Annotated in this window: 11 protein-coding genes; 2 read left to right on the forward strand and 9 right to left on the reverse strand. The window is 36.5% G+C overall.

From position 1 onward, the window contains the following. Positions 1–898 precede the first annotated feature (898 nt). The 6 genes from CD039_RS06915 to CD039_RS06940 all read right to left on the reverse strand — a co-directional run bounded on the left by CD039_RS06915 (position 899) and on the right by CD039_RS06940 (position 6,570). Entirely contained in the window at positions 899–1,969 is a 1,071-nt protein-coding gene (locus CD039_RS06915) for an Mrp/NBP35 family ATP-binding protein (RefSeq protein ID WP_103371706.1), read from the reverse strand. 147 nt (positions 1,970–2,116) lie between these two features. After that, entirely contained in the window at positions 2,117–2,572 is a 456-nt protein-coding gene (locus tag CD039_RS06920) for a SepA family multidrug efflux transporter (protein ID WP_103371707.1), read from the reverse strand. Between the two features lie 80 nt (positions 2,573–2,652). After that, positions 2,653–3,990, reverse strand: a complete 1,338-nt coding sequence (gene sdrM / locus CD039_RS06925; RefSeq protein ID WP_103371708.1) for a multidrug efflux MFS transporter SdrM — start codon at positions 3,988–3,990, stop codon at positions 2,653–2,655. A 107-nt stretch (positions 3,991–4,097) separates the two neighbouring features. Beyond that, positions 4,098–4,781 (reverse strand): PAQR family membrane homeostasis protein TrhA, encoded by a 684-nt coding sequence (gene trhA / locus CD039_RS06930; protein WP_103371709.1) that lies wholly within the window; start codon positions 4,779–4,781, stop codon positions 4,098–4,100. An 18-nt stretch (positions 4,782–4,799) separates the two neighbouring features. Further along, positions 4,800–6,011: a UTP--glucose-1-phosphate uridylyltransferase gene (locus tag CD039_RS06935; RefSeq protein ID WP_103371710.1), complete on the reverse strand. Its 1,212-nt coding sequence runs from the start codon at positions 6,009–6,011 to the stop codon at positions 4,800–4,802. A gap of 52 nt (positions 6,012–6,063) precedes the next feature. Continuing rightward, a complete protein-coding gene (locus CD039_RS06940; protein WP_103371711.1) occupies positions 6,064–6,570 on the reverse strand; it encodes a metal-dependent hydrolase in 507 nt (168 codons plus the stop codon). A 286-nt stretch (positions 6,571–6,856) separates the two neighbouring features. Between CD039_RS06940 and CD039_RS06945 the strand changes: the two genes are divergently transcribed. Together CD039_RS06945 and CD039_RS06950 are read left to right on the forward strand one after the other, a co-directional pair. Beyond that, positions 6,857–7,117, forward strand: coding sequence for a SunI/YnzG family protein (locus CD039_RS06945; RefSeq protein ID WP_002471374.1), 261 nt, complete (start codon positions 6,857–6,859; stop codon positions 7,115–7,117). A 125-nt stretch (positions 7,118–7,242) separates the two neighbouring features. Next, the gene (locus CD039_RS06950; RefSeq protein ID WP_103371712.1) at positions 7,243–7,551 is read left to right on the forward strand and encodes a heme oxygenase; all 309 of its coding nucleotides are present in this window, start codon (positions 7,243–7,245) and stop codon (positions 7,549–7,551) included. Between the two features lie 206 nt (positions 7,552–7,757). On the opposite strand, the gene CD039_RS06955 is transcribed toward CD039_RS06950, so the two are convergent. From CD039_RS06955 to CD039_RS06965, 3 genes are all read right to left on the reverse strand, one after another. Beyond that, positions 7,758–9,077, reverse strand: coding sequence for a YjiH family protein (locus CD039_RS06955; protein WP_390612100.1), 1,320 nt, complete (start codon positions 9,075–9,077; stop codon positions 7,758–7,760). Positions 9,078–9,623: 546 nt separating this feature from the next. Further along, the gene (locus CD039_RS06960; RefSeq protein ID WP_103371714.1) at positions 9,624–10,691 is read right to left on the reverse strand and encodes an alanine racemase; all 1,068 of its coding nucleotides are present in this window, start codon (positions 10,689–10,691) and stop codon (positions 9,624–9,626) included. Next, positions 10,679–12,451, reverse strand: a complete 1,773-nt coding sequence (locus tag CD039_RS06965) for an IucA/IucC family protein (RefSeq protein ID WP_103371715.1) — start codon at positions 12,449–12,451, stop codon at positions 10,679–10,681. The genes CD039_RS06960 and CD039_RS06965 overlap by 13 nt, the downstream gene beginning before the upstream one ends. Positions 12,452–12,749: the final 298 nt, after the last annotated feature.

Here is a 12,749-nt window from a genome sequence, read left to right on the forward strand (position 1 = left end):
CGTTCATCCTGAGCCAGGATCAAACTCTCCATAAAAAAGTGTTTGATTAGCTCTATCAAGTGATGACAAACGATTTCATACTTTGTCGATTTCAACTTCGAGCTTGTTCATTTACCGAAGTAAAATCACTTCGCTCTCAGTTTCATCTCCTCGTCTGCCAATCGTTTTCATTCACTAGCTATAATAAGTGTTTATTGGAATTAACGTTGACATATTGTCATTTAGTTTTCAATGTTCATTTCGGTTGCTAACTAATGTTAACATCTGTTTAACACGCTGTCAACAAAAGTTTTCAATTTGTTTTCAAGTGATTAACATCACTTTTACAATATTAAATTATAAAATTGATTTTAGCAAGTATAAGTTTTACACTTTTCTGTTACTCAACTTTATAATTTCTATGTCGTTTTTGACGACTTTTATAGAGTACCAAGAAAACAATGAAATGTCAATAAAAGATTTCAACTTTTTTATTTAGCATTTCGTTCTTCATTTCTTTCGACTCACAAGAACTAATTCTAACATCTATTTCGTATAATGCAAGTGATTTTCTTAACATTTATTAATAGAAGTTTACATCTTATCAGGCTATTATTCCATAATAAAGTTATACTACTATTATTCTTGAAGCGTAACTGAATTCAACCAAAGTGTTTTTTAAAGTTCCTACTAAGTGAGTTCAGCTCACTCTCGTTCTAATTTATTTATTCTATAGACCAGTTTCTAACATATGTCCACCCTAAATAATTCATTTTTACATTTGTGCATTCTTGCTATCACTTTATTCATCAAATCATAGGATAGTCGCACCTCTCTACCGAATCGAATTCTTCATCTCAATATAAAAAGACTAAGCAAGCACGATGCTTACTTAGCCCTACACTTTCTTTAAGAATTCTTATTCTTTATCAGAAGTTTTCTCAATGATACTTTGTGCCATTGATTGATAAATCTTACCTAGACGATCATCTGGTTGATAAATGGATGGCGCGAAATCATTTGGATCCCATGATGGCTGTTCTAATGGAAGTTGACCGAGAAGTTCTGTTTGCAACTCATCGGCAAGTTTCTCTCCGCCACCTTTACCAAAGACGTATTCTTTATTTCCTGTTTCTTTACTTTCGAAATAAGACATGTTTTCAATAACACCTAAGATAGAATGCTCAGTATGTTTCGCCATTGCACCTGCTCGAGCTGCAACGAATGCTGCAGTAGGATGAGGTGTAGAAACGATAATCTCTTTACTAGATGGCAACATAGTATGCACGTCTAAAGCGACGTCACCTGTTCCTGGTGGTAAGTCGAGTAATAAGTAGTCGAGTTCGCCCCATTTCACTTCTGTGAAGAAACTCGTTAACATCTTACCTAACATAGGTCCGCGCCAAATCACTGGTGCATTCTCCTCTACGAAGAATGCCATTGAGATAACTTTAACTCCATGACGTTCAACAGGTACGATTTCTTTACCTTCCACAGCAGGTTTGCCCTCGATACCCATCATGTCAGGTACACTGAAACCGTAAATATCAGCATCGACTAATCCTACTTTCTTACCTTCGCGTGCAAGTGAGACAGCTAAGTTGACTGCTACAGTAGATTTACCTACCCCACCTTTACCAGATGCGATTGCGATAAATTCCACAGGATTGTCTTTAGATAATAGTCCTTCGATAGTTTGAGGTTCTTCTTTCTTCTTACCTGTGTATTTCTCTACAACTTCAGGTGGAAGTTCTTCGAAACGAATTCCCACAGTCTTCGCTCCGTTATCTTTCAATGTTTGCACGACTTTCATTTGTAAGTCTAATTGAGGCTGACCTCCAAGTTGTGCCATCGCTAGCTTAACACTAACATGGTCGATTTCCTCTTTAATTGAAATATTAACGATACCATCTGTTTCAGATAATGGTACATTGATGATTGGATCTTTGATTTCCCCGACAAGTTCTTGAACTTGTTCTTTAGTTAACACGATTAGTTCCCCCTCATGCAATATCTATAACATATGTATAGTTAACAAACGTTATTTGTATATGCTTCTAGTCCTAGTATATACGTTCATTATGCTTTATAAAAAGACTTAGCTCAATAGTTTCACACTATTTTCTCGTAGTAAATGCTATTTTTTACGATTGAGGTTTTCACTATCTGGATAAAAGATTTCTTTACATAAAAACAGAAATCCTATAATAACTAATATTACCCAGAAGTCGATATGAATATATTGATAGTGAATATGAATCACGAAATAAAACATAATAGTAGTCACGACATAAGAAATTAAGTGAAAAGTAATCCCTTGCAGATACTCACTTTCAGGCGCCCTTTTACGAAAATAGTCCATTAAATGTTCAACGACAAATAACGTGAAATATCCTAATACAATATAACTGCCGTAATAAATCGAATTGTCGATGAAATTTTTATTATAAGTAAAATCGGCAAGATGGAAATAAATCAGTATACGACTTAACCCGAACAAGCCGAAACCTAAAAATGCTAAGAAGACTGCTCCTGATAAAACAAAAATAGAGAGCATGACTAGCGTGGTTAATAAATATCTAAAATATCTCATCACTAATCACCTCTCTATTTGATTACTAATATAAAGTTGAATTATTAAAATCGTTATTCTAAAGCTAAAGTCTTAAAATATTAATTAAAGCTATGCTCGTGTCTATAGTAAATTGCCCATACAATAAATAGAATGACGAGCAGTATTAATGTCGTAGCCAAAATATTATAAATGCTCAATGACATAAATGGTAAACTCATTGCATATAGTGCACCCATAACACTTGAACCGATCAAGTTACCTAAGTTTTTAGTCAATGTATATAGAGACATCATACGTTTCATATTACTTGGATCTGTCTCTTCTTGGGTAATAACGCTATCTTTCGTATAGACCGTACCAAAGCTCACACCTGCAAGGATAAACGTAGCAGCCATGAACAACGGTGCATTGGTACCAAAGAATAAGAGTACACTACATACGAATAAAGCTGTAAATGCTGCAAGATACAGGCCTTTACGTGTAAGTTTTTCTTCAATCTTATGCAATGTAAAGTTTAACACAAGCCATGCCACTGAAATTGGGAAGACTACAAAACCACTTTGTAACGGAGAAAGCCCGAGATGGTCTTGCAAGTACACCGGCATGTAAATATTATAGCCCATAAGCATAAAGGCATAGAGAAAGTCTGTAAAGAAGACGAGTCCAATCATCTTATTGAATTCTTTAACTGGTAAGAATAGACGTGACACCTGACTTTCTATACGCACTAACCAAATGATAGCGACTACTGCCAAGATAATTGCAATAATCACACCATAGATTGGTAAATGGCCCATGATTGCAAGTAAGAGTAAAAAGATAAAGCAATAGAAGAGCGTTAGCCCTTTAATATCTAACTTGTTCTTTGTCGTAGTTGATTCGTTCTCGAAATGGAACGTAATAGCAACAAGTATAATCGCTAAGATAGCTATAGGTATATTAACAAAGAAGAGCCAATGCCAAGTAGCAAATTCCAAAATAGCGCCACCGAGTAATGGACCTATAATACTAGAGATGCCCCATACACTACCGACGATTCCCATAATCTTATAACGTAGTGGTATCTCAAAGGCGAGCTTTGGAACAATTTGGCCTAAAGCCATCATAACACCAGCGCCTAAACCTTGAACTAAACGTGAGATAATGAGGAATGTAAAAGTAGGGCTCATTCCTGACATGAGACTACCAATAAGGAATAATGCTACACCCATAATCGTAATATAAAGAATACGCATGCGATCTAACAGTTCCCCTACGATAGGGTTAGCGATAACAATGGCTATGAAATAAACTGCAAACACTAATGAAATAGAGCTAGACACATTTAAGTCTTCTCTAATTGTGGGTAGACCTAAAGACACGATAGATGTCTCAATAGCTGACATAAACATGATGAGAATTAATGCAGCTACTACACCAATTGATTTCAGCTTCATAAAGCACCTCCATATGTAATTTCACGTGAATACACTTTCGTGTGACGTTACTCATCATCATTTCAGAATTAATGGAGTAGCGCCTATTTTAAACCTGATATATTTTATCAAATAAAGTAGACGATTGCTATAAAATGAAATGCTGAAGCCAAGACGATAAATAAATGCCAAATCATATGGAAATATGGGCGATCCTTTTGCGCATAAAACCATGCACCTACAGTATAAGCTATGCCTCCAAATAAGATGAACAGCATAAATGGGATGGACGTTCGTGTTACGATAACTGGAATAAACAGTAAGCCTATCCAGCCCATGACTAGGTAAATGATTAAACTGAGTTTATGATTGACGTGTTTAGCTATCGACTTGTATAGAATTCCCCATATCGTAAGCCCCCATAGCAATAGCATGACGGACCAACCTATCCAGCCACCAACCACAATCATACAAACAGGTGTATACGTACCGGCAATAGCGACATAAATCATGCTATGATCGATAATACGAAGGATATACTTATGCAAAGAATCGTTAGCCATCGTGTGGTAAATGGTTGACGACAAGAACATCAGAAAGATGCTAATCACATAAATCGATACACTAAATGACTCAAGAATTGAACCTCCTATATAGCTACTAACTGCTGCATAGGGTAGAGCACACAAAGTAATTAAAGCTGCTGCTCCGTGAGATACACTATTGCCTATTTCTTCTCCGAATGATAACGGAATGATTTCTTTGAATGCACTTCTTACCTTTTTAGTCTTGCCTTTAGTCATATCTTGCATTGCATCTCCACCTTATTCTTACACTAAGCCTAGTCGTTTTAAATCTTTAGTCGCAGTTTCTACACTATCTTTCCCCTCTTTGTTCTTAAGAGGTGAAAATTCTTCATCTCGTGGAACCTGCAATGTGATAAAGCTTGTATCATATTTAAATATATCAAAGTAAAATAGTTCAAATTTCAAAGTTGGTTGTTTAATCACACCGAAATCTTCATCGAGCTGCTCTAATTCTTTAACAGCAAGATGATATGGTAATGGTCGATCTACAACATTATCAATAAAGGCAAGTTTGAAAGCGTGAATACCTATATTTGCGTTGTCGAATTGGTTGGCAATCTCTGGATCTAGTTCAGAGTATTCTAGCACTGTGTCTTTATGATCTTTATTGACAAGTCTACCTACACTTTCACCTGATTTCGGTTGAATCGATTTCGTTGTTACGTCTTTACTATGGTGATAAGTAAATCCAGCAAACAACGGATCCAATACTTTTACTAATACATTGTCGACGTTGTTGAGATAGATATACTCAATACCTAGCTCTTGCATATCTTGAAGATAACCTGCTTTAGCTAGCGACTTAAAGACGCCACCGTTGCCATTTGGTGTCTCTAGAATGTTGTTTTCCACATCTAAAACGAGTTTACCTTCTTTAGATAAAGCAACGATGTTATCTTGTTTAAATATATGTATATAATCTTTGTCGTAGCCAAAATAGTTTTTATCTTCGAGATATAAACGTGTTTGATTATCATTGATATCACTTGTCATGATATACCAATGAACTTTAGTTCCAGTACGTTCAGCAAGCTGGATGAGCTGACGTGCTTGCAGTTCAAATAAGCTTACACCTTCAATTTCAAATGTTCCTTTAGGCCCTTTGTAACCAAGTCGTGTGCCTTGTCCTCCTGCGAGTAAGACAACCGCAAACTTGCCGTCTTTAATTGCTTCTAAACCAATATCTTCATACTGTTTCGTTTCCTCTTCAGTCAATTGAGATTTAACATCATATTGAACTTCAGAAACGTTGGAAACATCGTTAATCATTTCTTTGTTGAGATATAAATCTTCGTACATATCATTAATTTCATCTAAATCAAGTTCGTCTACTTTGTCTTCTAAAGCTTCTTTTTCATTAGAACTCATTAATTTTTCATATTCAATTAAGTGTTCTTGTCCATGTTTCTCTAAGCTTTTCTTGTCCACTTGTACTTTCTCTCCCTTACCTATCATTCGTTTGTTATGCTGTATTTTATTAAAAATTCTTATATATTCAATCTTTCATTCATTTTAACATATTATAGAATACCTCTTGCCAAAACGAACTAAACAAGAGATAAACCGCTCCTATCGTCAAGGCTGTAGCTAACGCTGTATCAACAGCACCGCCTGTCTTGAAAGTCACTGGAAACTTAACATTTATCGGCAAAGGATACAACAATTTCACTCCTCGTGGTGTAAGCATATCTAATATAATATGTGAAATCATGCCTGCAATAATTGCAGTTGCATAGTAATTAGGTGTTTGAAGAAGATACAGTAATATTCCTACGAAAGCGATAAAACTAAGAGAGTGAGTAAAGGTTCGGTGGCCAAATAGTAGACGAATGACCCAACTGAGGAGTTTAAACTTTCTTCCAACTTTACTACGAGTATGACAAATATCAGGAAAGATACTACTTAACGCGGCTAAAGTTACAAGTGTGATTGAGGTGAAGATGTCAGTATCATAATAGGATACTAAACCTGCACCCACTAGGATGCCACAAGATAGATGTGTCTTACCTGTCATAACTGATACTCCTTTAAGATATCTTTTATTCTATCACATCTCACCTCTAAACGCGAACATACTTTCGCTTTTTTAGTATGGTAAAATTTACACCGTCATCATACCGCCTAAATTTCATCTCTAAAACTTCGCAAGATGATGTATTCAGTTTCGAAGATTAAACAGCGAATAATCGCTCAATGACGCGTCTGTGACACATTTATGATAACTACAGCCAAATGCTTGAAACCGATTGCATATTCTTTTATGATGAAATTACAAACTAATTAAAGGATGTGTTCAAGTTATGGCAATGACTGTTAAGAAAGATAATAATGAGGTTAATATTCAATGGCGCGTTGCAGATATTAAGATCCCTACAAGTGAAATTCAAAACATTTCACAAGATCAAGACATCCACGCAGTACCTAAATTAGATGCTGATAAAGTATCTCGTATCGGTTCAACTTTCGGTAAGACAAATCGCGTTATTATCGATACTAACGACCATGAATACATTATTTATACGCACAATGACCAAAAGGTTTATAACGAATTAACGAAATAAAGAGAATCTCAATTTGACGCATAAATAATACTCCAGGCATCCATCACGGATGCCTTTCTTTTTATGTGAGATGATCACTTTATCATCACACATCATCTTAAAAACTATAAGAGGAGGATATAAGTATGTATGTTGTAACAAATAGAATTGATCTTAAAACAGGTTATGCTGAAAAATTGGCGCCAATGTTTACTAAAAATAGTGGAATCAAAGAAATGAAAGGTTTTGTACGCACAGAAGTATGGCAAATTGATAACGAAGAATCATATGACCAACTTTACGTCAATACGTGGTGGGATACTGAAGAAGATTTCAATGCTTGGCGTAATAGTGATGCTTTCAAGAATGCTCATAAGGGTTCGAAAAAATCTGAAGAATCACCTGTTCTTAATAATGAAATTGTGAAAGCACACGTGTTAACACAATTAGATTAAATATTACTATGCGAATTCCTTACAGAATGATATTGACTTCTGTAAGGATTTTTTTAATAGCTTGGCTTACAAAAATTGATAAAGCGCTATATTCCTAGTATCTCCTAGTCTAGTTATGAAATCGCTATTTCAATAATCCTTTTCCTCCTTTTACAAAAAGAAAAAGGACAGAAACCAAGATCGATTTCTGTCCCTCACATTTTAACTTAACTAAAGTAGAGATGAGCCATAAGAGAAATAATTGGCAACGCGATAATCGTTCTGATTAAGAAAATCACAAAAAGTCTAAAGATACTCACTGGAATCTTAGAACCTAGAATCACTCCGCCTACTTCTGAGAGATAGATTAACTGAGTGATACTTAACGCACCAATCGTAAATAGCGTAATCTCACTATGGGCACCATCGATTAAGATTGACGGTAAGAACATATCTGCAAAACCGATTAAGATCGTTTCAGAAGCATGCGTAGCTTCTGGAATTTGCAATAGTTCAAGATATGGTACGAAAGGTTTCCCAATAAATTGGAATACTGACGTATAAGTCGCAATGACTGTGGCTAGTGTACCTATACTCATCACTATCGGCAAGATGACAAACCACATATCAATAACCGTCTTAAATCCAGATTTAAAGAATTCAACAAAGTTAGGTGCTTCAATTCCAGTTTGTGTAGCTTGGTCAAAACCATGCTTTAAAGGATTCGTACCTTCTGGTAATTGCTCTTGACGCGCTTCCTCAGATACATCTTGTGCATACTCATCGGGAATGCGATTGAGCGGCCAAATACGCGGCAAGATAAATGCACAAACAATACATGACACGATGACAGTAAAGTAGAAATAGAAGAAATGTTTCTGCATATGTACCGTTTGCGCAATAACGATCGCAAAAGTTAACGATACAACACTAAATGTCGTTGAAATCACTGTCGCCTCACGACGAGAATATATTCCTTTCTCGTACTGTCTACTCGTGATCAATACGCCTACCGTACCGTCACCGATGAATGAGGCCAAGTTATCGACGGTTGAACGACCTGGCAGAGTGAATAAAGGGCGCATTACAGGTCTGAAGATCGGGCCTAATAATTCGAGTAAACCGTATTCCATCAATAGTGGAAGGAATAACGCAGCGAAGAAGAATACAGATACGAGTGTCGGGAGTAAATCTCCAAAGACGAGACCACCAGTATCTTCTGAATAAATCATCTTCGACCCTGCTTTGAGATAGACCATCCACACAAACACTACTGCGAGAAGACGTAAGATGAGCCAAATCCAACTCACATTGAAAGCGTCGTTAAGCAGTTGGCCTTTCTTTAATTTATGACGTAAAAAGATAGAACAAATCACAGAAATGATACCTGATAAAGTCACAATCGCGACGATAAGTAGTGGCATCGCTGGTCCGATTAAATCTTTGAGTAAGCTTGCCAAGTATGCCACTGGTAATGACGTTTGTGATTCTCCGTCCATCTTTACAGGTATAGGAATTAAAAATAAAATTATCCCAATCAAGGACATAGTTATAAATTTGAAACGACCTTTACGTATTTGTTTATTACTATAGTCTTTCACTTTCCATCACCTTTCCGGTGTTACCTCAATATTAACAACGAATATAATTATAACTCATTATGTATAAATATGTATAGAACTTAAAGGAAATTTGTTCTTAATATTACTCATATTCTATTTAAGTTTCATAATATATATTCAAGTATGTTACTACTGTATAGGATTACGACTACTTATTCAATTATTGTTGAAAAACGATGCCTTCTTGTCATTCAATTTTACACTTATTTAACCCTCTAACCTTTGAAATTTAAACAAACAAAAAAGGAACACAACAGGCATTATAGTGACTTGACTGTTGTGTTCCATTAGATTTTAGGAGCATTCATTTAATTAAGCTGTTATCCTTTTACGTAAAATAAGAAAACGCGCGTTTCTAAAATTAATATTACTGCATACATATTAGGCCCACAACTAAATGTATACACCATTAATGTTACTCAAATATTCTTTACAAGACCGACATGACCACCACGACGCCACACCATCATCTTAACGACGCACACCTGAGCATGTATTCACATTAAAATTTCTATTGACCGCTTCAATACCTTTATCTTCCATATAATGTCGCTCTAAATGATCTTGAAACATACATTGACTCAAGGCAGAATAACCAAGACTAAAGTGAATCATATCTCCTACCTGATAAAAATCTTGCCCTTTCAAATCTAACATTAACTGATCACTCGTCTCACCAAGAATTTCAATTTGATGTGCAATCGGCTTAAGCTCATTGACCATCGTATCCAACTGACCAATATCCACTATCGCTTGGAGATATTTGTCACCCGTCTCCAAATAAATACGTGGTTGAATTTCTAATATTTCAGCTTCCAAAGTGATGCAATCTTGATAAAGCGAAGCAATACCTACATTGGTCGTCGTATCAATACCTCTGAATAACGTTTCACCTATACGCAACTCATTAATGCGCTCTAAATCACTATACATCAGCAACGGTAGCATGCTTGAGTTCCCACCCGAGATGATTCTGAAATGATGTCCTGTATCAGATTCCACTGCATCAACTACCTGCGTCATCATCGCTACATCATCTTCAGTAGGAGCAATAGAGTTGAAACACATGAAATTAAATGCGATACCTACCAAATTAATGTGACGCAATCGCAGAATTTCCTTAACATAGTGCGTCAAATCATAAGTTAAGATACCTTCACGACCATCCTTCCAATCTACCATCAACATGATTTGATGCTTCTTACCTAAGCCTGCAGCTATCTCATTCAATTGGCGAATAACCGTCAATTCAGTTTGTATGCTCATCTTACAAGTTTCAATTAACTCGGCATATTCACTCGCACGAGAAGGTCTCAGTAATGTAAAGGTATTATCTGTATCTCGGATTGGAGTGAGATGACTCAGTCTTGAATCAGCAAAGTGCGTGAGTCCTACTTTATTGAGTCGTTCAATCACTTGGCGATCACTTGCGACACTTTTCAACACAGGTGTGAAATGGATATGTTTACGCGTCAACATTTGTTGGAGCACACGCGCATTATACTCTATTTTAGACAAATTGATATTTAACTGCGCCATGAGCTGTCCTCCTCTCGCAACGGATTTGGCAAGGTAATCGTTTCATACTGCTTGACTTGTTGCTTCATCCGCATACGCATGAGCGCTTTTACTGTAATCGTCGGACCAAATAAGACATCTTTCAGTATTTGTGCATGAGGTGCTTCATCATCAATAGCCTCTCGTACTTGTTCAGCAACAATGCGATATAACTCCGCTTCTTCTACACCTTCATATTGGGCGAAATGATAGATGAGTTCACCAAACTGGTTCTGAATCACTGAATGTTGAAACTTCTGAATGACCGCCTCCATATCTTGGGCGATGAGACTCGTATTCGTTATTTCAACATTGTGAAGGGCTTGTTGGATCGCATCTATATCTAAACGCGCACCACCTAAATCTCGAATTACAAATGTCATCTCATAGTGAGGCCCCAAGTTAACGACGGTATTCTGCATATGCGCTTCTAGTGCAATGCCGTAATGTTGAATATAAGCAATAAGCGGTTTTACTAACTGACGTGCATATTCTGTGAGAAAACGTTGAATCGTTTGAGGCGAGATATCTTCACGTAACCACTCAAGATAACTATCCACGATGATTTGTTGATCAACTGGGTTGCGATTAACGAGACTCGCCGCCACCACTGATATTCCATTTTGTGTAAAAGTCGGTTTCTCCCTAACAATACATGCAAGTTGACGGGCGCGATCATCTTCAGTGCGCGCATAGATACCATAGGGTTCTTTCGCAATTTGCATATGAGGAAAGCGTTGAAATAATCCTTGTAGTTGATAACTCAAACGAGGGCCATCTACTGTCGTTACAGGCCCCACAGTTCGCACTGCACTCGTCATTTGGATATTAACAGGTAGCTTAATATGGTAAGGACGCCCGACGAGATCCATTGTACGGAAAGATAAGGTTGCTTTACTATCGATAGTAAAAGGTGTTGGTAGCAATATTTGGCGATCGATCCACTTAATGTAATCGTGCAATATCACATGCTCATATTGCCATGGATGCACGAAGATAACGTAATAATCATCTAAACTACGTTCTAACGGTTCGATAAAGGCACGTAGTTTATATCGATAATCCGGAATAACTTGATTAAGAATCATTTGTGAATCTTCGACAGGTGATGTCACGCCTGCATAGTCCTTATGTATGAGCATGAGTTTCAACGGAATCGTTTTTTCAAACTCAGGTGAATATGCTGCTACCTCTTCTTCTGTCAGTGGTAATTTCGTCTTAGACAGTGGATGAGTTGGATGGCCTTCAACAGCTAAACTTTCACTATAAAGCAAAGGATCGAGTTGTGAAGCATCAGCCATATGTTGTAACCAGCTAAAGAAATTAATCGCTATCGGCAACCGAGCATATTTCAAACTGGCTTTAACCGTCGACGCTCTACTTTTCATCACTCGATATACTGAAGCGAACCCGTCCCTACTTGAGATGAGCTCTTGATTTAATCGTTCATCAATAGGTATATCGAAATGTTGAGTGAGAATGTCGATGAGTTGTTCAGTCGATTCAATAAATTGGGTTTGAGCTCCCTTTAAGTAGCAAATCGCACCACTTAACTGATAGCGTTTAAATGTAGCCACACTTTTCAAATCCACCTTAAGCACGTGTGCGTGATATTGAATATCTAACTCGTCGTCCTTCTCTGTAATAATTGTCGACTCAGGGAAGATACGTTCCTTAACGAGGCTATTCATTATTCGATATTGTTCATTTTGATCAGCCTGTTTCCATATTGCGCTTCTCATGCGACTTCCCCTCTCTTCATTCTCTATCTTAATAATATTTACCCTTTTTAATTTGCGCTTCAAACTTTTGTTATTTTCTGAGTAATAGTGCGAATTGACTCATATTATTTTTCTCTGCTTAAAATATTAAAAATCATGTTGAGACTATACATTGAGAATTTTTTCTCTATAGTTACTCTTTTCTTAAAATGTTGAGTCCCCTCAACTTCTGTCTCAACCGTAAAATTGTTATGATAGATGTAATTAAAGATTTCTTTTAATTGATAATTATTATCAATTACTACTGACATTAATTATA

It is taken from the genome of Staphylococcus argensis (genome assembly GCF_002902305.1).
GTDB lineage: Bacteria > Bacillota > Bacilli > Staphylococcales > Staphylococcaceae > Staphylococcus > Staphylococcus argensis.